Origin of the sequence: Synechococcus sp. MIT S9503 (genome assembly GCF_047304175.1) — a bacterium.
Lineage (GTDB): Bacteria > Cyanobacteriota > Cyanobacteriia > PCC-6307 > Cyanobiaceae > Synechococcus_C.
The window spans coordinates 759106-783631 of sequence record NZ_CP138955.1; the positions used below are offsets into that span (position 1 = coordinate 759106).

Annotated in this window: 32 protein-coding genes and 1 tRNA gene; 13 read left to right on the top strand and 20 right to left on the bottom strand. The window is 50.6% G+C overall.

Going from position 1 to position 24526, the window contains the following annotated elements; genetic code table 11:
* Window positions 1–67: 67 nt before the first annotated feature.
* The 3 genes from SIB56_RS04135 to SIB56_RS04145 are packed head-to-tail and all read right to left on the bottom strand — an operon-like array spanning window position 68 to window position 1357.
* The gene (locus SIB56_RS04135; RefSeq protein WP_413325693.1) at window positions 68–301 is read right to left on the bottom strand and encodes a hypothetical protein; all 234 of its coding nucleotides are present in this window, start codon (window positions 299–301) and stop codon (window positions 68–70) included.
* On the bottom strand, window positions 298–633 hold the full coding sequence (locus tag SIB56_RS04140) for a DUF6464 family protein (protein ID WP_413327108.1): 336 nt from the start codon (window positions 631–633) through the stop codon (window positions 298–300). The genes SIB56_RS04135 and SIB56_RS04140 overlap by 4 nt, the downstream gene beginning before the upstream one ends.
* A gap of 4 nt (window positions 634–637) precedes the next feature.
* Window positions 638–1357 carry a TerC family protein gene (locus SIB56_RS04145; RefSeq protein WP_413325695.1) on the bottom strand — a complete coding sequence of 240 codons (720 nt, stop codon included), beginning with the start codon at window positions 1355–1357 and terminating at the stop codon, window positions 638–640.
* 37 nt (window positions 1358–1394) lie between these two features.
* On the opposite strand from SIB56_RS04145, the gene SIB56_RS04150 reads away from it, so the two are divergent.
* Entirely contained in the window at window positions 1395–2225 is an 831-nt protein-coding gene (locus SIB56_RS04150; protein WP_413325697.1) for a hypothetical protein, read from the top strand.
* Window positions 2226–2228: 3 nt separating this feature from the next.
* Here the strand turns inward: SIB56_RS04150 and SIB56_RS04155 are convergent, their stop codons facing one another.
* Window positions 2229–2558 carry an MgPME-cyclase complex family protein gene (locus tag SIB56_RS04155; RefSeq protein ID WP_413325699.1) on the bottom strand — a complete coding sequence of 110 codons (330 nt, stop codon included), beginning with the start codon at window positions 2556–2558 and terminating at the stop codon, window positions 2229–2231.
* Window positions 2558–3304, bottom strand: coding sequence for a pyridoxine 5'-phosphate synthase (locus tag SIB56_RS04160; RefSeq protein ID WP_413327110.1), 747 nt, complete (start codon window positions 3302–3304; stop codon window positions 2558–2560). Before SIB56_RS04160 ends, SIB56_RS04155 begins: the two co-directional genes overlap by 1 nt.
* A gap of 133 nt (window positions 3305–3437) precedes the next feature.
* On the opposite strand from SIB56_RS04160, the gene SIB56_RS04165 reads away from it, so the two are divergent.
* Genes SIB56_RS04165 through grxD form a run of 4 tightly spaced genes read left to right on the top strand, consistent with a single transcriptional unit; the run spans window position 3438 to window position 5331 of the window.
* A complete protein-coding gene (locus tag SIB56_RS04165; protein ID WP_413327113.1) occupies window positions 3438–4133 on the top strand; it encodes a lysophospholipid acyltransferase family protein in 696 nt (231 codons plus the stop codon).
* A gap of 25 nt (window positions 4134–4158) precedes the next feature.
* The gene (locus tag SIB56_RS04170; RefSeq protein ID WP_413325701.1) at window positions 4159–4683 is read left to right on the top strand and encodes a hypothetical protein; all 525 of its coding nucleotides are present in this window, start codon (window positions 4159–4161) and stop codon (window positions 4681–4683) included.
* A 60-nt stretch (window positions 4684–4743) separates the two neighbouring features.
* Entirely contained in the window at window positions 4744–4977 is a 234-nt protein-coding gene (locus SIB56_RS04175; protein ID WP_413325703.1) for a BolA family protein, read from the top strand.
* Between the two features lie 30 nt (window positions 4978–5007).
* Window positions 5008–5331 carry a Grx4 family monothiol glutaredoxin gene (grxD, locus tag SIB56_RS04180; protein WP_413325705.1) on the top strand — a complete coding sequence of 108 codons (324 nt, stop codon included), beginning with the start codon at window positions 5008–5010 and terminating at the stop codon, window positions 5329–5331.
* Between the two features lie 435 nt (window positions 5332–5766).
* On the opposite strand, the gene SIB56_RS04185 is transcribed toward grxD, so the two are convergent.
* Window positions 5767–6036, bottom strand: coding sequence for a DUF6761 family protein (locus SIB56_RS04185; protein ID WP_413325707.1), 270 nt, complete (start codon window positions 6034–6036; stop codon window positions 5767–5769).
* 77 nt (window positions 6037–6113) lie between these two features.
* Here SIB56_RS04185 and SIB56_RS04190 point away from each other — a divergent pair, with 77 nt between their 5' ends.
* Entirely contained in the window at window positions 6114–6878 is a 765-nt protein-coding gene (locus SIB56_RS04190; protein WP_413325709.1) for a response regulator transcription factor, read from the top strand.
* Here the strand turns inward: SIB56_RS04190 and SIB56_RS04195 are convergent.
* From SIB56_RS04195 to SIB56_RS04225, 7 genes are all read right to left on the bottom strand, one after another.
* On the bottom strand, window positions 6853–7413 hold the full coding sequence (locus SIB56_RS04195) for a hypothetical protein (protein WP_413325711.1): 561 nt from the start codon (window positions 7411–7413) through the stop codon (window positions 6853–6855). The two genes, SIB56_RS04190 and SIB56_RS04195, sit on opposite strands and share 26 nt — an antisense overlap.
* A 3-nt stretch (window positions 7414–7416) precedes the next feature.
* Window positions 7417–7701 (bottom strand): hypothetical protein, encoded by a 285-nt coding sequence (locus SIB56_RS04200; protein ID WP_413325714.1) that lies wholly within the window; start codon window positions 7699–7701, stop codon window positions 7417–7419.
* A gap of 57 nt (window positions 7702–7758) precedes the next feature.
* The gene (gene crtH / locus SIB56_RS04205; protein WP_413325716.1) at window positions 7759–9309 is read right to left on the bottom strand and encodes a carotenoid isomerase; all 1551 of its coding nucleotides are present in this window, start codon (window positions 9307–9309) and stop codon (window positions 7759–7761) included.
* Between the two features lie 27 nt (window positions 9310–9336).
* Window positions 9337–10290, bottom strand: coding sequence for a cation transporter (locus SIB56_RS04210; protein WP_413325718.1), 954 nt, complete (start codon window positions 10288–10290; stop codon window positions 9337–9339).
* Window positions 10271–11629 carry an FADH(2)-oxidizing methylenetetrahydrofolate--tRNA-(uracil(54)-C(5))-methyltransferase TrmFO gene (trmFO, locus tag SIB56_RS04215; protein ID WP_413325720.1) on the bottom strand — a complete coding sequence of 453 codons (1359 nt, stop codon included), beginning with the start codon at window positions 11627–11629 and terminating at the stop codon, window positions 10271–10273. The genes SIB56_RS04210 and trmFO overlap by 20 nt, the downstream gene beginning before the upstream one ends.
* Before the next feature lie 75 nt (window positions 11630–11704).
* Window positions 11705–11827, bottom strand: coding sequence for a photosystem II protein Y (locus tag SIB56_RS04220; protein WP_413325722.1), 123 nt, complete (start codon window positions 11825–11827; stop codon window positions 11705–11707).
* Between the two features lie 60 nt (window positions 11828–11887).
* Entirely contained in the window at window positions 11888–12421 is a 534-nt protein-coding gene (locus SIB56_RS04225; protein ID WP_413325724.1) for a gamma carbonic anhydrase family protein, read from the bottom strand.
* Between the two features lie 331 nt (window positions 12422–12752).
* On the opposite strand from SIB56_RS04225, the gene SIB56_RS04230 reads away from it, so the two are divergent.
* Together SIB56_RS04230 and SIB56_RS04235 are read left to right on the top strand one after the other, a co-directional pair.
* Window positions 12753–12824, top strand: a tRNA-Lys gene (locus SIB56_RS04230).
* Window positions 12825–12880: 56 nt separating this feature from the next.
* A complete protein-coding gene (locus SIB56_RS04235) occupies window positions 12881–13252 on the top strand; it encodes a response regulator (protein ID WP_413325726.1) in 372 nt (123 codons plus the stop codon).
* Between the two features lie 1223 nt (window positions 13253–14475).
* Here the strand turns inward: SIB56_RS04235 and SIB56_RS04240 are convergent.
* Together SIB56_RS04240 and SIB56_RS04245 are read right to left on the bottom strand one after the other, a co-directional pair.
* The gene (locus tag SIB56_RS04240; protein ID WP_413325728.1) at window positions 14476–14736 is read right to left on the bottom strand and encodes a hypothetical protein; all 261 of its coding nucleotides are present in this window, start codon (window positions 14734–14736) and stop codon (window positions 14476–14478) included.
* A 93-nt stretch (window positions 14737–14829) separates the two neighbouring features.
* A complete protein-coding gene (locus tag SIB56_RS04245; RefSeq protein WP_413327116.1) occupies window positions 14830–15162 on the bottom strand; it encodes a DUF1651 domain-containing protein in 333 nt (110 codons plus the stop codon).
* Between the two features lie 919 nt (window positions 15163–16081).
* Here SIB56_RS04245 and SIB56_RS04250 point away from each other — a divergent pair.
* The 4 genes from SIB56_RS04250 (at window position 16082) to SIB56_RS04265 (ending at window position 20052) form a co-directional block, all read left to right on the top strand.
* The gene (locus SIB56_RS04250) at window positions 16082–16282 is read left to right on the top strand and encodes a hypothetical protein (RefSeq protein ID WP_413325730.1); all 201 of its coding nucleotides are present in this window, start codon (window positions 16082–16084) and stop codon (window positions 16280–16282) included.
* A 1140-nt stretch (window positions 16283–17422) separates the two neighbouring features.
* Window positions 17423–17605: a hypothetical protein gene (locus tag SIB56_RS04255; RefSeq protein WP_413325732.1), complete on the top strand. Its 183-nt coding sequence runs from the start codon at window positions 17423–17425 to the stop codon at window positions 17603–17605.
* 58 nt (window positions 17606–17663) lie between these two features.
* Complete coding sequence (locus SIB56_RS04260) at window positions 17664–17894, top strand: hypothetical protein (protein WP_413325734.1); 231 nt, start codon at window positions 17664–17666, stop codon at window positions 17892–17894.
* 1813 nt (window positions 17895–19707) lie between these two features.
* Window positions 19708–20052 carry a hypothetical protein gene (locus SIB56_RS04265; protein WP_413325736.1) on the top strand — a complete coding sequence of 115 codons (345 nt, stop codon included), beginning with the start codon at window positions 19708–19710 and terminating at the stop codon, window positions 20050–20052.
* Between the two features lie 75 nt (window positions 20053–20127).
* On the opposite strand, the gene SIB56_RS04270 is transcribed toward SIB56_RS04265, so the two are convergent.
* Together SIB56_RS04270 and SIB56_RS04275 are read right to left on the bottom strand one after the other, a co-directional pair.
* Window positions 20128–20439, bottom strand: coding sequence for a hypothetical protein (locus SIB56_RS04270; protein WP_413325738.1), 312 nt, complete (start codon window positions 20437–20439; stop codon window positions 20128–20130).
* Window positions 20440–20685: 246 nt separating this feature from the next.
* A complete protein-coding gene (locus tag SIB56_RS04275; protein WP_413325740.1) occupies window positions 20686–21120 on the bottom strand; it encodes a DUF3750 domain-containing protein in 435 nt (144 codons plus the stop codon).
* A 243-nt stretch (window positions 21121–21363) separates the two neighbouring features.
* On the opposite strand from SIB56_RS04275, the gene SIB56_RS04280 reads away from it, so the two are divergent.
* Window positions 21364–21795: a hypothetical protein gene (locus SIB56_RS04280; protein WP_413325742.1), complete on the top strand. Its 432-nt coding sequence runs from the start codon at window positions 21364–21366 to the stop codon at window positions 21793–21795.
* A gap of 692 nt (window positions 21796–22487) precedes the next feature.
* Here SIB56_RS04280 and SIB56_RS04285 read toward each other — a convergent pair.
* The 3 genes from SIB56_RS04285 to SIB56_RS04295 all read right to left on the bottom strand — a co-directional run bounded on the left by SIB56_RS04285 (window position 22488) and on the right by SIB56_RS04295 (window position 24511).
* Window positions 22488–23030, bottom strand: coding sequence for a hypothetical protein (locus SIB56_RS04285; protein WP_413325744.1), 543 nt, complete (start codon window positions 23028–23030; stop codon window positions 22488–22490).
* A 309-nt stretch (window positions 23031–23339) separates the two neighbouring features.
* Complete coding sequence (locus SIB56_RS04290) at window positions 23340–23600, bottom strand: hypothetical protein (RefSeq protein ID WP_413325746.1); 261 nt, start codon at window positions 23598–23600, stop codon at window positions 23340–23342.
* Window positions 23601–23617: 17 nt separating this feature from the next.
* Window positions 23618–24511, bottom strand: a complete 894-nt coding sequence (locus SIB56_RS04295; protein ID WP_413325748.1) for a homoserine O-succinyltransferase — start codon at window positions 24509–24511, stop codon at window positions 23618–23620.
* Between the last annotated feature and the right edge of the window lie 15 nt (window positions 24512–24526).

Sequence of the window (24526 nt, forward strand, 5' to 3'; positions counted from 1 at the left end):
CAATCTTTCACCCTAGAAGGCAGCCTCTGAAGACCTGTTCAGCAGTGTCGTAACTCGAGCTGGTGACTCAGATGATCTTCCAGACAGCGTCATCAGGAATCTCAGGTGCTGCGTGCGGGTCGGAAGGCTCCTGCTGGGTCACGCGCCATGCGGGAACCCTGGTGTCGCGATAGCTGCCGTGTTGAATCAGAACTCCCTCCTGATCATCCGTTGTGGCATAAAACCCCCCTTCCCAGTGGGGTTTCTGATTCAGACCACCACGAAACCAGACCCAGCAACGCTCCCGTTTCATTGATGTCATGACGACCAGTGACTGCAACGCTCGCATGGGCCTTCAGGAATCACAGCGCAACGCAGCAGTGGACTGCGGGCATTGAAACGGCACGCGGGGTCTCCGATCACCCACCCATGCTCAAACCACCGTGCATCGACGGGACGTTTCTGTGGCTTCACCATCAGCACGACGGAACTCAGCTGATAGTGGCCTGAATGCAGGCGGTAGCGATGACGGCTCTGCATCACAAGGAAGCTGCTGTCGTCATGAACAAACCATCGGCCTGGTGATGGAGGCGCATCAAGTTCAACACGATCCAGCAGCTGCTCACTGCCGGACTGCCGGATTTCCACGAGCACGGCCTCAGGACTCCTCTGCTGCAGTCGACTCACGCAGGGAAAAGCCCCAGATCAACAAGCCCATCACAGCCCCGAGAGTGAAGAGTTCCGATGGATGCAAGGTCGGGAGAGCCATCAGCACCAGCAACTTGAGACCCACGAAGCCAACCGCAAGAAAGCCTGCGGTTTCAAGCCTTGGATAGATCTGAAGCCATCGAATGAACAGTCCTGATGTGAAGCGCAAGGCAACCACCCCAATCAAGGCACCCGTCAACACAAGTAGCAACTGATCACTGATGGCAACAGCGGCAGCAACACTGTCGATCGAGAAGGCGAGGTCGGTGATCGCCAGTGTCAGTACCGTTCGACTGAATCGAACTGGCTGAGATGAGCTCCCTGAGGATCCTTCGCCACTGGGATCAGCCCCGGAACTCCAGTGTCTGAAACAGAGCCAGAGCAGATAACTGCCCGCGACCAGCTGGATCGGAGGGAACGCAAGAACGTATTGCGCCATCAGGATCAGCCCGACCCGCAGGCCAAAGGCCATCACGATGCCGAGATTCAGAGCTCTGCGTTCAAGACCGGGGTCGCGTTGTTCGCGGGCGATGGCTGCCAGAGCAATCGCATTGTCCGCTGACAGCAGCAGCTCGAGGGCCACGAGAACAGGTAGCAGCGGCAGCAGCTCACCAAGCTGGTCGACGCCGTCCAGCAAGCCAGTGAGTGAAGACAGTGCAGCTGTGTCCATTTCCGCAGCCTAGAAATGGAAGACATTGATCAGTGGAATGCGAACCCACGCCCAGCTCTGCCACGTGAGTTCCGATCACTACGTGGTTCTCGTTGAAGCCTTCGAGGGAACAACTTCGCTTGGCAGTGCGCTAGGCGATGGAGGCACTGCCACTGAAGCCGAGGACCAGGCACTCAACAGACTCCGCCTGAGGCTTGGCCAAGTTCAGCCGCAGGCAGCTCCGCAATCTCCTGCTGAGATCAAGGAGGACGCCGCAGTCGAAGCTTCAGTTCCATTGCCCGTGACAGCAGACAGCGTTGTTGATGCGGGTGCCGAAGGCACCAGACAGCCAAAGCCGATCCGCCGCGAACCCCAGCCGATCAAAACTGCAACGCCGGCATCGGAAGCACCCCAGCAACCGACAGATCCAGGTGATGACGTATCCGCAGCACAGGGTGGGGAGGAGCCGCTTCCACAGCCACCCAGTGAGTCACCGACCGATCCAGAGGACTGGAGTGAGGAGCTCACCGCAATTGATCTCGAACTTCAGAGAATTGGCTGGGATCGTGACAGTGAAAAGATCTATCTGGAACGAGCCTTCGGCCACGCAAGCCGACACCGGTTGACGCGTTTCAGTGATCTTGTGGCCTACCTCAAGCGGCTTCGTGAGCTTGCAGCGGAAAGCGATCCTCAGCTTGCAGCGATTCCATTGCGACGCTCGGATCTGGTGATGCAGGGTGATGAAATTCTCCAGCGCCTGCAGTGGAATCAGCAGCAGGCCAAGGATTTCCTGAATCGGCACCTTCAGGCAAACTCCCGGCAGCAACTCACGGATGAACAGCTTCTCAACTTCAACATCATGCTGGAAGAACAGCTTCTTCAGTCCTGATGCTCAATCTGTGGGATCAGTGGATGCAATCGCATCAGGAATATCGCCTGTGGGGGCTTCAAAATGTCCCTCAAGAACGAACTCCAATCGCAGTTTCATGAAGGTGATGAAGTTGTTATCTGTGGAAACCACTGCTGCAGCCGGCTGTGGCAGCTGCTCACGCAGTGTTCTCATGGCCGGTGCATTCAGAAAGTCAGGTTGACGTACAAGCCAGAAATCAATCTCCTTGCCTTTTTCCGAATAATGGCGGCGTCGCTCCTTGAGAACCTCTTCGAGCGGCTCCTCCTCAGTGAGAAACCGCTCGCTGGCGGCAACGAAGTAGTAGGTGGTCATCAACTCTGACTGGCGAACAGGGGCTCTCGGCGTGGATTCTGAACGAGGGAGCGCATTTCACTCACGGCGGCTTTCAGACCCACCGCGAGCGCTCTGGCCACGATTGTGTGGCCGATGTTCAGTTCCTCCATTCCCTCAATGGCCGCAACGGCTTCAACGTTCTGGTAGGTGAGCCCATGACCGGCATTGACGCGCAGGCCAAGGGACCTGGAAAAAACAGTTGCTTCCGTGAGCCGGGCCAGTTCGCGTGGTTGATCGTTCCAAACGGCCTCTGCGTAGGTGCCGGTGTGCAGCTCTACCCATCGAGCGCCGGCGTCATGGCACGCCTTCAGTTGCAACTTGTCGGGGTCAACAAACAGGCTCACGGGAATTCCTCCCCCTTGAAGCTGTTGAACCATGCTTTTCAGCTGCGCCAACTGGCCGGATACATCAAGCCCCCCCTCGGTGGTGACTTCCTCACGACGTTCCGGGACAAGCGTGACCATGTCGGGTTTGACACGCAGGGCGATGCCGACCATCTCTTCGGTTGCTGCCATCTCCAGATTCAGCCTGCTGCGGACTGTCTGTCTGAGCAGATCCACATCACGATCCTGGATGTGACGACGGTCCTCACGCAGATGAACGGTGATGCCATCGGCTCCTCCAAGTTCAGCAAGCAGAGCCATCGGCACGGGATCCGGTTCAACGGTGCGCCTGGCCTGCCGGACATTGGCGATGTGATCGATGTTCACCCCAAGGCTGGCCACGCTATGTCGTTTCAAAGATTGAATCCTATTCAGCCCATGCACCGAGACGGCCGAAGGATCAACTGCCCAGCAGAGGACTTGGCGTTGAGTCTTCCCAAGTAATTTCTCTTGAGTGGATTTTCAGATCGAGGCGGTGTCCAGCAGCCTGACGACGCGTTCAACTGCCCTTGACACGGCGATCGATCCTTTCTGGGCCCCCCTTGCCATGGTTGTCACCCAGGATCTGGCACTCCATTACCTGCGTGAGAGAACCGTTCTCGGTGCTGAGAACCTCCCCAAGAATGGACCGGTGCTGCTTGCTCCAACACACCGTGCTCGCTGGGATGCTCTGATGATCCCAATGGCCGCTGGCAGACGGATCACCGGTCGTGACTGTCGTTTCATGGTGACCCGAACCGAGATGTCGGGACTGCAGGGTTGGTTTCTGCACCGTCTTGGCTGTTTTGCAGTCGATCAGGACAAACCTTCCCTGACGACCCTGCGATTCGCGCTCGACCTGCTTGAAAATGGCCAGCAGCTGGTTGTCTTTCCGGAGGGTCGCATCAACAGAACCGATGCTCCGATTCAACTGGAGCAGGGAACTGTCCGGCTGGCACAACTGGCTCAGCGCCGAGGCATCGACGTGCAGGTTGTTCCTCTTGGACTCGCCTACAACCCTGCCGTGCCCGGACCACGCAGCAGATCGGCGATCTGCTTCGAAAAGCCACTGTCTGTTGAGGGCAAAAGCAAGGAAGAGGCTCTTCACTTCAATCACCTCCTGGCCGAAAGGATGCATACGGCTGAACAAGCGGCCCGAGAGTCCGTGGGGCGACCGTTGAATTGCCTTTAAAGTCCGGCCATTCAAGATTGGTTCCATGGGCACCCGCCTTCTTTGCTCAGCGCTTGCCCTGACAGCAGGATTGTTCATCAGCCCCGCACTGGCTCAGTCGACATCCAGTTCCGCCACCAAGGTGCTCGCTTCAAGCGGATCAGGTTTCAACGTTTCCTCCGTCGAGTCTCTGATTCAGCGAGGTGATGCGGCGGCAGCAGCAGGCAACTTTGACCAGGCAAAAAAGGACTACGACAACGCCAGAACCGCATCGAAGCAGCTACTGGCCTTCTACCGGGATCTCTCCGGTTCATTCCGTGGTCTCGATGCACGTATTCCACGGGAAATGGACACCAAGGGTCGTGAAGCTCTTGCTCTACTTGCCCAGTCGAACCTCCGTCTGGCGGCTCTGTTCCGCCGTCAGGGGCAGCCTGAAATCGCCGTGCCGGTGCTCGTGGAGGTTGTGCGTCTGATGACACCAGCCAAGCCTGAAGGTCAGAAGGCCTATCAAAGTCTCCTTGAGCTCGGTTTTGTCGACACGCCTTACAGAGGTGCTGGCGCAGCAAGCTAAGGAACGTCTTCAGGTGCCTCACCCATCTGCCAGCATCAGTTCACTTCAAGCTCTGATCCAATGGTTCAGCCGGATGCCGTCACCTCCGCCATTCGTCGCGCCATCCCTGACGCTCAGGTCAGCGTTGAGGATCTCACCGGCGGTGGTGATCATCTCCAGGTGACCGTTGTTTCAACAGCGTTTGATGGTCTCAACCGCATCCGGCAACATCAGCTGGTTTATCGCGCGCTGAGGGAGGAGCTGGCATCCGAAGCCATCCATGCCCTGGCTCTGAATACCTCCACGCCCAGCTGATCGGTATCTTTCTCCCATCGCCTGATTCCCATGGACACCCAGACCCAATCCCGCATCGAGAGCCTGATCCAGTCAAGCCCGATCTTCGTGTTCATGAAGGGCACCAAGCTGATGCCCCAGTGCGGTTTCTCCAACAATGTGGTGCAGATCCTCAATGCTCTTGGAGTGAGCTTTGAGAGTTTTGACGTGCTGTCGGATCCGCAGATCCGTCAGGGAATCAAGGAGTTTTCCGACTGGCCCACAATTCCTCAGGTTTACGTCAAGGGAGAATTCATGGGAGGGTCTGACATTCTCATTGAAATGTATAACGACAACACGCTCAAAGAGAAATTAGAAATCGCTCTGGCCAGTTAACCAGCTCCGCTGATCAAAGAATCAATTAATATCACTATATATCTGTTTGAATCAATCGACAATTTGTTCTTCATGCCAAGATTTTTAATTGCGAATCTGAGCGAATGTTGAAACTGATCTGGCATGGTTTTACATGTCAGTCATTTCATCGATGATCAATTCTGACATTCGGCAAGGAATCAAGGTCATGGAGCGATCTCTCCTCGAAGCGCTTCAATGTCAAACTTCTCGGCAACAGCTCAACGGGCGAGGCTGATCCCTCCATCTAGTTACGGATAATAATCGGGTTTTGATCTGCCAGTGAATCCAAGGGCGTCGCCAGGATCAACGCTGGAATCATCCGAACCAACAGCGAACAGCAGAAAGGACTCTTCAACTGGCAAGCAGATTGCCCGCCACCATCGAATGGCGGTTGATGGCCGTGCGCAGATGGGCTCAGTACTGATTGGGGCGCCTGTACAGCGTGCTCACATCACCGTCGGGGCCGATGAAGCTGGAGGGATCCAGGATCCAGCGTTCAATCAGGGTTTCGAGTCTGGACAGTTCCCTCGGATCGAGATCACCGGTTCTGCGCAGAGCATGCAGATAACCATCTGCATAAAGACGAAGTTCTGAAGGGCCGTGGTGGCGAGTTGTCAACTCCTGACAGGCATCGCAGAGCGCCTGGAAGTGGCGGATGGCTTCCGGGTGCTGAAGAGATGTCATCTTTGGTGAGGACGGCAGCCTCTGTTACCAGCGTGCCTTAGGAATGGCATTAGCGTAAGACGGCTTCCGGATGCCTTGTGACCTCCTCCTCCCGCGATCTTCTCGCCCATGGATCCGGTCAGGCTCCTGTGCAGCAACTGACGGTTCCGGCAATCCCTTCCCGTGAACCTGCGCGTGTACTCGTTGTCGAACCACACCCCACGTTGCGGACGGTCCTTGTTCAGCGTCTGCGCCAGGACGGCCATCTGACTGCTGCGGTGTCTTCCTCCCAGGAAGCCATCGATCTGTGTCAGGAACAGTCTCCCGATCTTCTTGTGAGTGCTGAACTGCTGGAGCAAAGCTCTGCGCTGAGGCTTGGCCAGCAGTTGCGCTGTCCGGTGATTGTGCTGACGGCCCGCAGCGGCGCTGAACCCGTTGTGGGATTACTGGATGACGGCGCGGATGATGTCTTGCGCAAACCGTTTGGGCTGGAGGAGATGGCGGCACGCTGTCGCACTCTGCTCAAGCGCGGGCGCAGCGGTCTGCAGGAACGCGTTGCCGTTGGCCCTCTTGAGGTCCACCTGCTTCTGCGCCAGGTGACCCTGCGAGAGCAACCGGTCGAACTCAGTCCTCGTGAATTCGCCCTGCTGTGCGCACTGCTGATGCCACCCGGAATGGTGCGCAGCCGGCAGGAACTCCTGAGGATGGCCTGGCCTCCGTTCAGCGGCGGACCGCGCTCAGTGGACACCCAGGTGCTGACGCTCCGTCGCAAACTTGAACAGGCAGGTCTAGGAGAAGGTGGCGGCATCACCACCGTGCGACAGCAAGGGTATCGCTTCAGCCTGGATAACCTTCCGGAATAGAGATCAGACCGTTGTTCACGGCAACAACAACCGCCGTTTCAGTGACCAACATGATGATTGCCAGGCTGAAGAGAAGTCGGTAGGTCCATGGGGGAGTCAGTCGTCGGATCGATGTCGTGTTGATCCCAGTTCTCTGCTGAACAATTGCCAGAAAACGATCGAAATTCTCCAGACGTTGCGGAAGCAGTTGTTGCTGCATGTCCGCTGTGGTGAGGTAATACACCGTTCCTCCCTGACTTGTCCCGACCGGCACCAGTCGGCTGATCTCATCCCACTGGAGCTGCCAGCCGCGACGCAGCAACCAGCTGCACCACCTCGGGTGGCCGACCTTGATCCCGTTGCTGTCCACCTGCACCTGCTCACTGAGCATGGCGAGCACCAGTGCCAGCCCCAGCGGAGCGGCGATCCAGAGAATCAGCTCCAGCGTGGGAGGTGCCATCAAGGGCAAGGGCACCACAAGCGCCAGGTAGACGCTGACCAGAGTCGCCCTGATCAGCGGTGAGAGTTGAAAACGTTCCTGAGACTGCTCAGGCATCGTTCAACGGTCTTCGGGTGAGCCCGGCATTGGCTCGATCACATCGTTTGGGCGGTAATCGCCGTTGAAAACTTCCTCCTCTCGACCCTTCCAGAATTCACCCAGACGCATTAGGTCAGCATGGGCCTCCTGAATCGATTTCAGGTAGGTCTCAGGAGTCATCTGGTCGCGAGCTTCCTTCAATTTTGAAAGCCTCAGCATCTGAAGCATCCAGGGTTTGCTCAGTTCACCGCGTTGCTCCAGATAGCGAGCAAGTTCAGCAGAGCTGGGTTGATTGGCCGGTGCCATGAAGTTGAGATGCTCGAATTGACCTTAAGCAGCTGATCAGCTTTGACGCGATTGGCCTCAGGCGGGAAGCGCCCAGGGGTTCAGACCGAGATCAGCCCCGATGCGATGACTGCAGGCATAGCCACTGAAAGCCACAGCATTGAGGCCCTGACCGGGGAAGCAGGAATCACCCACGCAGTACAGACCGTTCAACCCTGTGCGATTGAACGGCATCGGCAGCAGACCAGGCAGTCGCCCGGCTGGAATCGGACCGTAGGACCCTCCCATCCGACCCAGAAAACGCCTGTGGGTGCGAGGAGTGCCCACCTCCTGGAGTTCGATGGCCTCTGATAACCCGGGAAGAATTGACTCCAGTCGCTCAACCAGACGCGAGGCGTCGTGTTGCTTTTTGGCTCTGTACTCCTTGGTCTTCAGACCATCCCAGTGCTGAATGTCGCTCATCGTGAAGGTGTGAACGATGTGCCGTCCCTCGGGGGCCAGGGACGGATCCAGCAGGGTAGGGATCGACACGAAGATCACTCCCTGTTCAGCTTCGAGATCATCCCAGTTCTCCAACAGCAGGTGATGGCAGTGAAAGCCGTCCGGCACAACCTCAGACTTGACCCCGAGATGAACCGAGAGAAACGAACTGGATGGCTGGTAGCGGCGCCGCCAGGTGTTTTCAGCGGAAGGAGTGTGTTCCCGCTTCACCAGGGTTTGTTCAGGTGACCCTGCTCCAGCGAATGTGTCCCATCGGGTGGCATTGCTGACAATGCGCCTGCCCCTGAGCTGTTCACCATCGGCAAGCTTCACGCCGACGGCACGACCATTTTCAATCAGAACCTCGTTCACGCGGGCTTTGTAGCGAATGCTGCCTCCATGGGCTTCAAGCCCTTTCACCAGCTTCTCGGCGATCGTTCCGACGCCGCCCTTGGGGTAATTGATGCCGCCGGCATGACGGTCGGAAAACACCATGCCGGCGTTGATCATCGGTGTGCGGTCGGCCGGCATCACCGACCAGCAGAAACACTCCATGTCGATCAGACGCAGCAATTCCTGATCGTGGATGTGTTTGCGCGCCACATCGCCCACATTGAAGGGAAGCCAACGAGCAAGGCCCAGACAGGCCAGAGGAGCCCTGAAAAAAACTTTGGCCAGGTAGGCAGGATCCTCAAGAGACAGCAGTGGCATGGCATCCAGACAGCGGAAAACCTGCCAGCAGGTGTCGTAAAAGGCTCTGATTCCCTCAGCCTCATGCGGGAAGCGGGTGCTCATCCGGCCGATGAAGCCTTCATAGTCACGATCCACAGCCATGTTCAGACCGTCGGGCAGGTGGTATTCGAGCTGCACCGGATCAGGAACCGTTTCACAGAACTGACCCACATCAGCCAGTGCTCTTGTGAGCAGATTCGTGTGGCCATGCTCACCGAATCCGAAAATCATCGAGGCACCCACGTCGAAGGTGTAACCCCTGCGCTGGAAGCTGCCACCGGATCCTCCAGGAATCAGGTATTGCTCCAGCACGAGCGTTCTGGCACCTTTCGCCGCCAGTTGAGATGCGGTGACCAGCCCTCCGATGCCGGATCCGATCACGATCACATCCCAGTCCGGGCTCGAGCTCACGGCCACATCTCAGAAGTTGCACAGCCTCAGACCCTAGGAAACACCGGCTGCAGCAAAGGGAGGTGTGGCGGTCAGAATCACCTCTGTTCGCACAGGACAAGCCAGCAGCGACTGGCATCGCTCCTGGATGCGATCACGAATCAGATCGATGGCACCGCCGTCCATCGGCCGACTCGGGTTCAGATAAACAACCACAAATGCTGTGCGACCCACCTGGTAGACGGTGAGGTCAAGCAGCCAACAGGACAGACCCGCCAGCAGATCCTCGAGAGCCAGACGTGTGCTGCGGATCAGGTCGGTTTCAGCGGATGCACCTGCTGCCTGCCCGAGCGCAGTCAGAAAACCTTGCAGAGGTTCGCGCAGCACCAGAAGGCTGACCACAAGCACCAACAGGGAATCGGTGACAGGGATCAGCGCTGAAAGAACCGTACCGTTAAGCAGTGGTGCTCCAATCAGAGCCAGTCCGGTCATGCCACTGATCAGACCATCCAGTCGCGCTGCCCTGGCCTCGGTGAGCAGGATCTGTGAATGCCGTCCGGTCCGGCACCAGTCATGATGATGGCGCCAGGCCAGACCCCAGCAGGTTGCCACCATCGCGATCGAGTACCAGGCGACAGGCCCGAGACGAACAGAGCTGATCAGCTCTCCGTAGGCGTAATCGATGATTGTGCTGAAGGCTGATATCGCTGCAAAGGACAGCACACCCATCAACAGAAGAGAGCGGAAGAGGACATACAGCGCCTCCTGTCCGTCGTAACCGTAGGGGTAGGCCCGATCCGGAGGGCGCACCACGTTGCGGCTGATTCTTGCCGCCACAAGCCCCGACCCAACCATCACAGCCGAATACAGCCCATCCAGCAGAAGTGCGTAGGAACCGGATATCAGGTGAACGCAAACACCGGCAACGGCCATCAGTGCGCTGGCATAGACGCCGATCTTCAAAGAGCGACGCTCGATGAGGCGGTCTTCAGGCCGGACAGGCGACATCGACAGACTCCTGCTTCTCTGTTGCTAGCAGCAAATCAGCCAGGGCTCTGTCCCGGTAAGCGCCATAGCGGCGGCGCTTGTCTCTGATCTTTTCAGCCAGTGCCGGCAACAAACCGAAGTTGGGGGGCATCGGCTGGAATTTGCCCGAGGGGGCCTCACTGATGAAGTGGGTGAGAGCGCCGATCATGCAGGTGGATGGCAGCTCGATCGTGGGTTGACCGAGTGCCAGACGAGCAGCGTTGGTGCCGGCAAGCCATCCTCCGGCAACAGCGGCGGCATACCCTTCCGTTCCGGTGATCTGTCCAGCCGCCAGCAGACGCTCCCGTTGTCGGAACTGAAGCGTTGGCTTCAACAGCTCAGGTGCCTCCAGAAAGGTATTGCGATGCATCACGCCGAAACGCACGAACTCAGCCTGTTCAAGGCCGGGAATCATGCGTAGCACCCGTTTCTGTTCGCCCCATTTGAGGTTGGTCTGAAATCCCACCAGATTCCAAAGTCGCCCGTCTCTGTCCTCCTGCCGAAGCTGCACAACGGCATAGGCGCGTCTGGCTCTGCGCACATCGCGATCATTCACATCTCCCCAGCGAGGATCCCAGAGACCGATGGGTTTGAGCGGGCCGTAACGCATGGTGTCATCACCGCGACGGGCGAGTTCCTCGATCGGCAGACAGCCCTCAAAAAAAGTGGCGCTGTCTTTCTCGAAGTCCTTGAGCTGGGCCTGTTCTGCTGAGAGAAGCGCTGTGCGAAATGCGTGGTACTGATGCTGATCCATCGGGCAGTTGATGTAATCCGCATCGCCCTTGTCGTAACGGCTTGCTCGAAAAGCCATCTCCATGTCGATGGTCTCTCCGTCAACGATCGGACTCGCCGCGTCAAAGAAGTGGCAGTCATCGCGGCCGGTGAAATCGCGCAGATCACTGGCCAGCGAATCGCTTGTGAGAGGTCCTGTCGCCAGAACAGTGATTTTGTCAGCAGCAGGAAGATGCATCTGTTCACGGCGTTCGATCGTGACCAGAGGGTGATGTTCAAGAACGTCAGTCAGCGCTGCGCTGTAACGACCGCGATCAACCGCAAGAGCTCCTCCGGCCGGTACGGAGTGCTGATCGGCGGTGCTGATGACCAGCGATCCAAGGCGACGCAGTTCTTCCTGCAACAGGCCAGCCGCACGATCACTGCTGAGCGCTCCAAAGCTGTTGCTGCAGACAAGCTCCGCGAATTCAGCGCTGTGATGGGCGGGGGATCGCTTGATCGGCCGCATCTCGATCAGAGTGACGGGAACTCCAGACGAAGCGATCTGCCAGGCGGCTTCGGTTCCTGCCAGGCCGGCACCGATGACCATGACCGACCTGTCGTTCAAGCGATCTCAACAAAGCGATCTCAACACTATCGATCGGTTGAGATTCGATTGACAGGTTCAGACTTCTCCGCGTTTGAGCATCATCTGCAACTGGCCGATAGCAGCTCGACTGATGTTGTATCCGGCCCAGCCCAGGGCGATCAGGATCGGAGCGGCGACAACGACGATGCGAAGGTCCATGGTTTCTAGGGATGGTCGAAGGATCCTAATGAACGTGGGTGCTTGCAAGAATTCAGCGCGTCAGTCCGTTTGGTTTTGCAGTAATTGAGACCAGGCAGCCGCTAGTTGCGCGTAATGCACCGCGTGGTGTTTCTGCTCGAGAACTGCGGCATCACTCTGTTCACGTTTCACCTGAGCAGGAACACCCGCCACAAGGGAACGCGCAGGAACATCCCTTGTGACGACAGCTCCAGCTGCAACAAGCGCGCCCTCCCCAACGGTGACACCATTCAGGACGATGGCTCCAATCCCGATCAGACAACCGTTTTCAAGCGTGGCGCCGTGGACGACTGCGCGATGACCAATCGTGACATCGGCACCGATCAGCACAGGGGAACCTGGATCACCATGCAAGACAGCTCCGTCCTGAACATTGCTTCCCTGACCGATCACGATGGGCGACATGTCCCCTCTCGCGACGGCCGTCGGCCAGAGACTTGCACCTGCAGCAATCTCAACATCACCCATCACCACGGCACTTTCAGCAACCCAGGCCCGGGGGTCAACTCTCGGGGAGCAGGTGATCAACAGGCCCGTATTGGACGGCTCGCTCATCTGTTCAGAGTCCAGAGCTGACAGTGCTGATTCAAGCGGGTGTGGTCCTCCAATGACCAGTATCAGCAGCCATCACCACAACAGCCATCACCACAACAGCCCTCATCGAAACAGACGTCATCACAACAACCACCATCAGATGAGCAGGCAGCAGAGATCAGCTGCCAAGGCGAAAAGCCACCTTCGTTAGGAACAAGCATCGAGAGGCATCGCTGCGGCTCGGCAGATCAACGGAAGAGAGGCATTTGGACGATGGATCGCCAGGGTGATACTTTTCACTGGTGCCTGAAGGCACAACCTGATTCCGGGACGATTGCTCCGGCTCAAGGATGGGTCGCTAGCTCAGCGGTAGAGCATCCGGCTTTTAACCGGCTGGTCCTGAGTTCGAATCTCAGGCGACCCATTTCACCAACAGATATTGAACAGGCCATGATTGGTTGGAAAGGTCGCTGGTGACCGATGACTGGCCAACCTCAAGTTGCGTATGTCGACGATGATCCTCGTCTACGCAGCCTGATGACCGAGGAGCTGCTGGATGAAGGTGTGAAGCCTCTGGTCTGCAGCACTGGTCAGGAGCTTCTGGATCTACTGGAGAACGAACAGGTCGATCTGATCTTTCTTGACCTGATGATGCCGGTGATGGACGGTTTGACGTGTCTGCAACATCTGAAAGAACACAACGTGACAGCTCCTGTTCTTGTCGTGACTGCGTTCAACGACGAAAACAAGCGACAGGAATCACTTGCAAAAGGTGCGAATGATTACATCCTCAAACCAAATATGTTTGAGCAGTTGCCTCTCATTCTCGATCGATATCTCAGAAATAATTAAAAAGATTTGACCAGAGCTGAAAAAACAACTTTCAGCATTAAAAGCACTGTCAGCAAACTTTGATCTTACAACAATTACAATAATTGCATATTTAAATAGTAAAGGTTATTTTACTGATTAATCGAAAATCCATACAAATCGAATTAATAAAGCGAAAAGCACTATAAGCACAAAGATTAGTAGGCGTAAAGGTTTTGAAAAGCATTAAAAAATGACAATATGGCAATCAACTCAAATCAGCATTAAGTCAAGATCTTAAATTATTAATGAGGACCATGCCGCTCAAAGAAGAAGCAAAAAAATGATGATCCACGAGGTCCCAATTAGGAATAGCTTATCTGATCCTCTGTCAATATCAAAAAGCTCATGTGGCTCTGGAATCATTGTGTCACCTCAGCAGAAAGCCATTTTAACCATTTCGCAGTTGCGCTGGCATGCTCTCCACAGTAAAACCTGTCCCCACGAAACCTTTTCAGCCATGAAATGGATCGTTCAAACTATCCGAGCAGTCTTTTCGCTGATGGACATACATGCAAGCGGATCCAGAAAAGGCTTGGATCAACTAGCTATCTGATGGCAGCGCTTGACTAAACATAAGTTCTCATAATTGTTTTGCTGACAGGCTAGTGTCTGCTCTGAAAATAACGAAGATTTTTATATCCATTGATGGAATGATGATCTAGGCACGAAGGCTTTGGTTAATCCCTATCAATGACTTGCTTGAATCAACAGAAAGAAACCGCATGGCCATAATCGAGCCTCAACGGATCTGGATAAAGACATACACAATTCATCTTGAACAAAATTCAAAACTCTATAGCTTTTCGAGAAAAGAAAAACACGGCTGGAAAGGAATGATTATTGAAAAACAATGCAGCCGATGAAAAAAGTGATCGAAAGGATCTCATGATTGGCGAATCCTTACTCTCTCATCAACTTACGCATCTCTTGCGAATAAGCACAAACACGAATGGTCGGACAAAAAAGTAAGTTAATAATCACAGAGGCGAATCAACCGCTAAGTCAATGCAAAGATGGCGAAGAAAAACCTGCCTAGCGTGCGCTTACAAGACTCTTAACGAAAAATTGGTGCTTTATGACTTAACAAGGGAAAAGACAGTCGGAACTGCAAATCAACATCACAATCGGAGCCATAACAAAACATCAGACAGCCATTAACAAAAATCTTCATCACCCCAAAGTCAAGAAGAAGAATCCATCGTTCAGTAGGAGGCATAGACAGTTACTTCTTCATCTGCGCTCATTGCTTTTATCACTGCCTGAAGAACACTGGCATTGGGTAAGTTCCAATCATCCGCTGCTGGTAGTCTCTGCGCAGTTTCCTCTAGATCTTCCTTGCTGACTGGAAACTCACCAGCGCCAAAGGAATGCAGCACTCTCATGCCATATCCTTCGTAGATGGGTTGATCAGTGATCGGGTTGTCGTTCTCGTCGTTACGGAAAAGGTAAGTGATGGCTGTCATGTGTCTATGGCAATGGTTGGTTGGGGGGCAAGCGGTGTCATGGTGGGTTAGGCGGAAGGTATCGGCATCGATGCCAATGCGATCTGCGTCGTATTACTCAATTCGTGATGGATCAGGCAGCTGCCTCCTGGTCTCTCGCCCTGAAGACTCTGCAACGGACCATCCACAGCGTTGAAGCTCTTTCCAAAGAGCAACGGCATCCTCGTAACGCATATTCCTGCGTGTTTTCAGAAGCGGAGGATGTCCTGCGGGCATGTCTTTGAGGTGATCAACAATCACCAGAACATCCTTTGCGCCACCACTCGTACTCGGATCAGCATGAAACCTGACTGACTGGCATTTACTTGCAATAGTCAGCCAACCTTCCATTTGACACGGTCTCAACATGCAAAAGCTACAGGAGGACCCCTGTATCGCCGAACACATGCTTACTTCCACTCTCTACGCAGCAGTGCACAGCTCAGGTCTCTGGTTACAACATGAACGTTTATGGGATGTTTCTTCAGCCCTTGGGAACGATGTTGTCACAAGCTTTGCATTAAACACACTTGATGACGCCCGTATCCACATCTGCCACCTGGAAAATGTGGTGAGTGCTGAGTTGCCTTGATATTCAATCTTAATGATTGACTGACCCGTCCACAAGATCTTGTCGTGGGCCTCACTTGTCAGGCATTCATTGTTGACGATTACCCTCATTACAGTCTCCATATCCAGGAATGCGGGTCTTGATAAAAGGCTAACTGGCTCTGGTGTGGTCACTACTCTTGGCTAAACGAGAACGATTTATTGCTCTTTTTGAGGCTGCTCAGCAATGCGGCAACTCTGAATCTCTTAATTCAACGACCTCCAGCGGGTGATTGAAGTATTGATGCCTACTCAACTGCTATCCCATCCCTATCGACTCCAAATTCTGAGTCAATCTTGGCTTTGCAAGCCCTTGACAGTGCATTCGAAATGATTTCATGAGGATTCAAATTTTTACAGTTTGAACTCTGTACCAGTGCCAATCAGTGGGAAGACCGTCTGCGCACAAATTAAAGCTACGCTGCATTGGTTTATTGGTAATCCATCCAAACGGGTGAAAGTCGTCATGAGATGGTTGTTTTCGCTTTCAGAGTATTAACAGAAAAAGCTTGGTCAGCAGATGCCTTGGCAATCAGAACACAGAATCTGTTGGGAAGTCACAACCCACAATGCCAGGCACTTTCATCAACCTGTTGATTTCTCACACCAAAGGGCATTGCGAGGTCAGTCAGACGCATGCAGCCTTGAGGGCCCAAAGACAAACTCCATCAGTCAACACTCCGTCACGTATGTTAATATTTGTAAAACAGTTTTTGACATGACTTCCTCAGCACCCAACACGCCTGATCCTCAGAAGGTTTTCAGTGAAAAGCTCAACGGTCGCGCAGCCATGATCGGCCTAGTCATCGGCCTGGCTGTTGAGGCTGCCACTGGCAAGGGCATCATTCAGCAGGTTTGGAGCTTTAACGAATCCACCAAGGGAATCGATTTTTCAGGGCTTCTCAACTTCTTCAGTTGACCCCGGCCTTGCGCGGAGGCATGGGCCTGGCATTCTTGGCCCAGTTCGAGATGGATCTGAGGCCGGAGCGATCCGGCCTCTTTTTTTATGCAGAGAGTCCTGCGGACAGTCTCACGGGGAACAGTTCCAAGTTCGATGGTTTTCATTGTCTGCGCAATCAAGCGAAGACCTATGAAATCAATTGTTTTGCTGGTATTTCTCTTCCTGGCGTTCATCCTTTCAACAAGGCATTTCTGAAAGGAGCAGACTGTGTCTTGGTTGATTTTGCTGCTGAGCTCGCGTCAGTCAGATGACTGAACCTTCAGCTTTTCTTCGGAGCATGTCTGGCTGTGTCCAATAGTCTCAATTTTGTCTAGTTACGCAATCTTCCGATCGCTATGGACGAAACGCAGATCAAAGTTCTTCTGCAGGAGGCAGAAGAACATCTGAAGGTCATGAGCTGCCGATCAAGTTCTGACGCTTTTGACGTCCGCTTGCCGCAGAGGAGCCGACAAGGTGATTTAAAGCACAACCCTCGAGCTGCCTGATTCGGGTCTTGGGTTCCTCAGCATCCAATGCTGGTAACCGGCCTCGTCTCAGCGAACGGTGCTGATTCACTTTAATTGGATCATCTCAAAGGCACAGTTTCTGAACATAAAGTTGCTGATTCCAAAACTTGCATATTTGAGAGTTGTTATGACGTAGATTATGGCAATACCAGATCCACCCATGATTCAGACGCCAAATCATGAACAAAGAGTTTTTATTTGGTGAACTTATTCAAGATTTTCGGATGAATATGATGTACATCTAGTAATAGTCTGTTTTTAATTGAATTATAGACAAAAATCAAGCATACTCTTTTCTTCCATGCAACCCCAGTGGTGGTGATCTCAAACAAAACAGTCATGAGATCACTATTGGCCGATATGCAATGTCTGAGCTGTTGTTGTTGATCTAAAGCGGAGACGGTTTTTCCTTCCTCAAGTGAACCCTGACTTCGGCACATTGAAGACGGTCTAAAAACCATAGAAAAGTCTTTGTTTGTTGTCTCTAAGTTGTATTGCCTCTTTGCTCGGTTTTTGCAATGGTGTCAGTCATGTCGATTCAGTTTAAGTAGTCACCTGCAGGAGGTTATAATCTCCAAAAAGTTTGGTATCCATGAGCCTAAAAAAGCTTCAATGGAAGGATTTATCACTTGATGAGCTCGAGCTTGTCTTGAAAACTGATGAAGTGACTGGAGAGCCTGAAGACTATGAATATATTCGACAGGATGGAAAACTCCGAATCCTGAGTGGTGAATCGACAGTTGGTATCGTCATTAATGAAATAAAGGCGGCATGAGCATCAACGCTTGCTTTTGGCACCTCTAAGACCTCGTGACCTGCTCACCCATTTGCTGATGCCTGATTCAAGATTTAAAGGCGCAGCCTATATAGTTAATCTTAAGGATCAAAATATACTTGCCACTGTTGACTCTTTCGACGATTATTCAGACGCTATAAATTGTTTTAATCGAACTGTTGCTTTGGGTTCTTTTGGTCGTTGGAAAGAGGTGTATCTGGAGGGAATAGATCGCTCCGGTGAATTCATTGATCTCTTTCAAGTTCATATATTTAGATTAGAACATTAGATCTCTTTGAATGCCTTTCGTTGAAGCCTTTTTTGCAAATTTATAAATCGCCGCCTACTGTTCCGATTGGCATGGATGAGAATTGAATGTTTTGGAGTCAACAGCTATTTTTATCGCTAGCGGCACTGAAGAGAACAGCTTGTTTTTTAGCCAACGCCCCAAACCTTCCTTTTGACTACTTTCTCTATCCAAAACAAAAAATGAATTATAATTGAATGAATGAGATCTCACTCGATGAGTCGACTGTAAAAAAAGATTTCTGACCAGCTTTTTTCATGCAGTTGTTTTGAACACAAACAACATCACCATGATGGCAACTGCCACTGTGCATCCGAAAATGGGGAGCGATAGCTTCAGCTCATTCATAAGACTCCTGGCAGCATTCGACTATCGGATGCTTTGAACTTTTCTGCCACTGAGGCTTAATGCCTAGACAATGAGCCATTTGACTGATGCCAGCCTGCTCCCACTGAGGTGATACTGAAGCAGTCACTGGTTTCGGAGGCGTTCAATGAGTAACGACGGACCAACTGAGCACGATCTAGAAGCTGCCTGACTGGCCCGACAAGCCTTACAGCCAGACGCTTCGACCCGCCCTACTCGGCCTTCTGAGTAATGGGTTTAAGCAACACAACAGAGAAGCCGGCTTCTTCGGAAGGCGGCTTCTCATTTTGAGTGAACGTGTTTGAGAACCTGCGGGATTGCCTGGTTGGTTCCTGATCCAGCCGACGAAATGATTCACTCTTCAGTTCCCCTTTTCGCCGGCGGCAGACATATGGGGTGCGGTCAAGCTGAATCTTGAACTCATCTCAATGTGATAGATCAAGCATCGCCTTTTAATCCTCGACCACTAAAGAGTTGACATTGCTCAGAAACTGAGCCGTGAATCTCAGATTTCTTACCCTCTTACTTATCCAAATCTGAATTCACATCAATGCTGATCCACCTGTTTGAGTAAAGCTTTCTCGAAGAGAGTGGTAAAACTTTAGTAAACTTACTTTTTTTCTTTTCGGAGACAGCCTTGCAGGCGCGTGTGTGTTCGAATCTGCAATGTTGACAGCCGCCGGAAGCTTCTACAGCAGGACGTTTTCAGCGGCTTTTTAATAAAATTATCGATATTAGAATACTGTGGCGGTTTTCTTTTATGGCTTGAATCGGGTCTGTTATCAAAAAAAGAGATACAAAAATATTCCCTTGACTTTTTGGCTGGCTGCAATGCTAAAGCGTTAATCATCTGATATGAAGATGGCATAGAAAACCGCAATCCATGTGAGGGTAATTAATATATATAGAATGTTCAATGAACTCAGCATTTTATCCACATAAATATGTTAATCAATACAGCTGGCAGGTTGCGAGACGGTCGATGATACTGACAATTTGTTCCCCATAAAAAAACCAACGGTTTCAGTCCTCCTTTTCAATCTGAGTTTCTACCGTTAGTTAACTTGTCTGAGAGGTGGCTCACAAGCAATTCTTATATTCCCTACAGCAGCTGAGTTTGTTCTTCAGCCTGAGTCAGTTATGGCCCAACTCCACCCAGAGGAACATTGAAATAATGAGCTTTGTTGGGGGAGAGTGCTTGTGATCAAGTGTTTGTATTTGTTGATACGTGCTCAGGCAAAATTAAATATTCCCTGCAATGGTTAGCTGCACCACTGATTGCGGGGAAGATCTTCATCTTGTCACAATCTGTTGATTGGCAGCTAGAATCAAGTGCATAAATTGATACTTGATGAAATTCAATCAACTCACAGTATTTCTATTTGTTGCTGTTTGTGCTTCATCGTGCTCGATCAAGCATTCATCAAGAATGCATGCAGATCAGGCTTGTAACGAGTGGATGTCTGAAGAAAATCTTCTCAGCTATGAAAGGGAGCTTTTAGGTTTTGAAAAAAGAACAAAGTTTGAAGCTGAAAATCCAAGGCCAGATGCTGCCTATTGGGATGATGAAATCATCGATTGGGAAAATAGAAAAGCTGCCTATGCATCTCAATCAATCACAGAGAGAAAAGATATCCGCTCCCGTTATTGTATGGATCATCCGGAATTAAAGCAGTTTAACGGGTATGAGAATGAAGTGATCAAAAATGGAACTTACCAGGATCTGCCTGGTGAAAAGGGTGATTGGGTGTTGGTCAAGAAATTCAGATATTAATAAAGCCTATTGATGAAGAATTAGTGAAAACATTATGATCTTGCATGAGATTTTTAAGATTCTAAGTCTTGTGATCTAGGTGATTTGAATTCCTTTTAACAGTAAGCGTGTGCCTATAGCTTTTTGGTTGTTGTTAAAAAAACCTTTTTGAACGAAAATCAGCTTAGCCATTGCATTGAGCATTTTTAAATTTTGATCAATCAAAGGGCGATAGTCTGTGTCGATAATTTCTGGCTCTTTTGCTTTTTCCCAACTGAATATTGCACGGTATGATGTCGCATTAACCATTTCCCATGGTGCTGGTAGCACTGTAACTCCATTAATATTCTCCCGTCGTTTCAGAAAAAATAATTCCTCTCTCCGAGACTCTTCAAGTTGAACAATCAATGAAGCTGGAAGATCAGCGGTTTGGTTCTTGAAATGGACAGGATCCTGCGTAATAATGACTTTACTTATTTGATTTCGTTTTATTTTTGACCAGTGAATGGGCTAATAATACCAAAAAAATTGATAATTACTTGAATGAGTGGAGAAAGTCTGATGGAGTCAACAAATTCTCAGTAAACTCTTAGCCGTTGAGCTTATTATAGAAGAGAATATCGTAATTTTGCATTCTGTTTCTTATTGATTGGATTAATGTGACGTCTGTTTTTGATTGAAACTCTTGCCGATTGCTCGTTTTCCAAGTTTGGTTTTCTCTTTGACAACCCACTGTGCGTAGGTATTGCTGTTTGGCCCCGGCCAATATTTATAGCTATTAAGGAATGGATAATACTCTGGTGATGACTCAATTTTTTCGGCGAGTAATAATGCGTCTTTATTGATCCATTTCTGAATCAATCGAGAAGGCCCATTGCCTACTCCTTGATAAGGCTGTAGAAGATTCTTGTGCAGATGTCCCCAACACGAAGCGTTCCTGTTGGCTCTTTGCCAAACCTCCCATCGATCACAGGCTTCCACCCGACCGCTTTCCGTTTCGCGGCTCACGAGAAGCCAGTGATGATCTGCGACAAGCCCAGGTAAGCCTGGAATTGTTGCAGCTCTAAGTTCAACAGTGACAATCTTCATGCTAGAAAATGTTGTGTAGTGTGTTTGTGATATAAAAAAACTATACTCACCCTTTGTGAGATAATAATAACTTTTTTTGATTGGTTAATGAGCATTTTCGTTTGAATTAATTATGCACTTTAAGTATTTGAATTTCATGTAGATAGTATGACCCTTGTGGCTCACGTGTTTTTTCCTGTCTTGTATGTGATACCAGCTCGATGGTAAAATTTAGGAATATTTTACTAGACGTTTTATTTTTTGATGTCTGATAATAACAAGCTTCAATCTGCCGAATTTTGCTTCGCTGGTGAAACTTTCTGTTTGATGAGGCAATCTGTGGATGTTGACGAGTACATTCTTTATATGGAGGAAGGTGGGAAATGGGCTGAAATGAATTGGAGGAGTTTTTTCGAAGATGGTGATATTGAAACTATGAATATGATAGAAACTATTACCTCGGAAATTATTCAACTTGATTTATGGTTGGCAGATTCTCAGATGCCTTCGAAACCATTTGCCTATTATGAGGAAGGTCATATCTATACATTTCATCAATGCAAAAATCAAATAGTTGTTGAGGTCGAAGCTTCAAGTTTTGATGATGCTTCAAATATTATGTTTGGCGATGGTGAATATGATCCTAATGATTGGAAATTAGTTTTAATTGATAGAGCGCCAATTGCTCATGTCTAAATGCTTGGAATTGGCAACTACATGTTGTTTTAGCCATAAGTAGTCGGATGTAAGTGTTAGCATTTAATGCTCGAAAACTCATTAGGTTCAATTGAATTTTGTTGCGTTCATGTTGCTTTCAAAATTGGTTTTGATATTTGTTTTTTATCTATTATGCTTGTTGGTGCTGATGAATTGGATCCATACCTATTTGAGGTCTCAAAAATCTAAACTTGGACGTTATCATGCTGCGTTAGCTGAAATTAGCAAGACAATCGGTTCTGATCTTGTCCATACAAACTGCTAATCACTGCAGGGGTGCGCCAAGTCAAGATTTGATGATTTTAAAGGATCTATCACTGACTATGGAATTTAATTGAATTGAGCTTAATCCTACGTTTTTTTCCAGGTTAGTTCCGGTTTTAAAAAAAGTCAGAATTGCAGATTTGAATAGCATAAATCATTATTTTGATGCAGCGTTTGAATGAACCCTGTAGGCAGCGAAGCTTTCTTCAATCACGTTATGATGGCAAAAGAAACGACGAATAAGAGCATATTTCATGTATCGGCAGGATTTAAATAAAGAGGTTGGGACCTACTCCAACAAACCCTTAAGAGCAACATCACAAGTAAAATGTTGTGCAAGTTCTTAGATTTTGTATTCTATTTTTGTATTTAATAAGAAATAACTTTTTAAGTCGAGAAGAAAAACGTTATTTTGTTTTGAATAATTCTGTTGCCATATCTCTGAAGCCGGTGAGATTTTTGCCAGGAGTTCGTTTGTTTTGTCGTAGCGAGTTGCCAGCTTGCAAGGCTTCAGGAGCAAAATTCACCAACGCGACCTCGGCTCTGGCAGCGTCTGCTGCGGCTAGCTCATCCGCAATGGCTTGAGCGGTTGTAAGTGATGGTTTTTGTTGGGATTCTGAAGTAGTTGATTCAGTTTGTTCAATAAATGGTTCAGCTGCGTCAGTTTTTTCTGATTGTGATTCATCACTGACAGGTGATTTTCGCTCAGAAACTTCTTCGACTGATATGTTTTTTTTATCGACAGCGAGTTCTTGTGTCTCGTTTGCAGAGGAACCTGCTAGAGGACGCAGCAGCACAACGCCTGTTGCGAGCAAGAGGAGCGAAACAATCGTTGCGGGAATTCCAAAGTTCCTGCCTTGGAAATTCCAGAGTATGGAAGATCCTGTCAATCCCAGCACACCTGCGATGGCAAGTAGTGGACCGAGCAGCTTGACTAGTAAGTTTTTCATCAGTGAATTATGGCGAGTTCAGGCCAGAAGGTGTGAGCTGAACTGTAATCTGGGTCTAACCCCCACCATATTGACTGATCGAGTTCCACGGGCCGCTACAAATTTTGCTCCTACCCTGGATGTTGATAATCTCTTAGTATCAAAATGATCGGCTTCATATGTCTTGTGAACCCACTCGAATATGGTGGGTGTGGGGATATTGAATTGTCATAATGATCCACTCCTCATGGAGGGCATTATGGTTTGTATTTGTATTGACACTGTTTGAACGGTTCATTGATTGAATTTGTTTGTCTTCATATATTCTGTTTAAGAATTTTCTTTAATCACAAAACTTCGTTTGGATAGTTCGCGAAGTTGCAATCTCATTTTCTGATATTGAGCTGCAGCGCTCTCTTCACTGAGATGTGGAAACAAGGTAGATGCTTCTTGATGATCAAGCGGTTCCAGCAGCCAATCTTGATGTTTGTCAGGTGCCAGATCCGTTGCGTCTTTGTCCCAGGATGTGCTTTTTGGCAGCCAGCTGAACCAGCGACGTCGCCATCGGTCAAAGGTATCGAGTGGATGCATGGGTGATTTGCTTAGCTCTATGCCTGGAAGCTCACACGTTGATAGCAGAACCAGAGCCACTGTTGGAAGAGCAGGTTCCTGTGTGATCTCCACAGAGTCAGTGGATGATCAGCATCAAAATTCTGAGGAGGTGGCACATCTCCGCGGGCTTTGTCTCTTTCCATCTCTGCCAGAATTCTGTCGACGTTGTATTCGGGGTGACCAAGATGCATCAGCTGTCGTTGGTCCGGCGTTTCAAAAATTGTGTAACCAACTGACTCACCGTGAGCCAGTAATCGAAGTCTTCCCTGTCGCTGTGCGGCTTCCATGGCACTGTCAGGCAGCGTTGCATAGCGACTTTGCGGACACAGGAATTGGTCGTTTTGTGTGCCCATCAGGGAATGACCTGGTACTAGGCTCCGCATGGGAAATACGCCAAACAGTTTCTGCTGTAGAGACACTTTTTCCACTCCAGCGAGATAAGCCAGAGCAAATCCAGCCCAACACAGTCCAAGTGTGCTGGCACAGGATTTTCGAGCTTCGTCAACGAGTTGAACAAACTCACGCCAGTAGGTGACATCCTCAAAAGGAAGATTTTCCACCGGAGCCCCCGTGATGATCAATCCATCCAGTGGGCCTTGATTATTGGCGTCCTCCCAGTTCTTGTAGAGGCCATCGAGATGCGATCGATCCCAGCTTTTGTAGGCGTGAGTCTGCAATCGAATCCAGATGGGTTCGATCTGCAGCACCGATAAACCGAGCGGATGCAACAGATTGAATTCGTACTGTTTACCGAGCGGCATGATGTTGAGGATTCCGATCCTCAATGGACGGATGTCCTGACGTTCTGCCTGTTCCGGCTTGATCCAGGAGATGCGATTGCGCTCGACGGCTGTGATCTTGTGATAGTTGGCGGGAAGGATCAGAGCCATATCACACCCTCACTG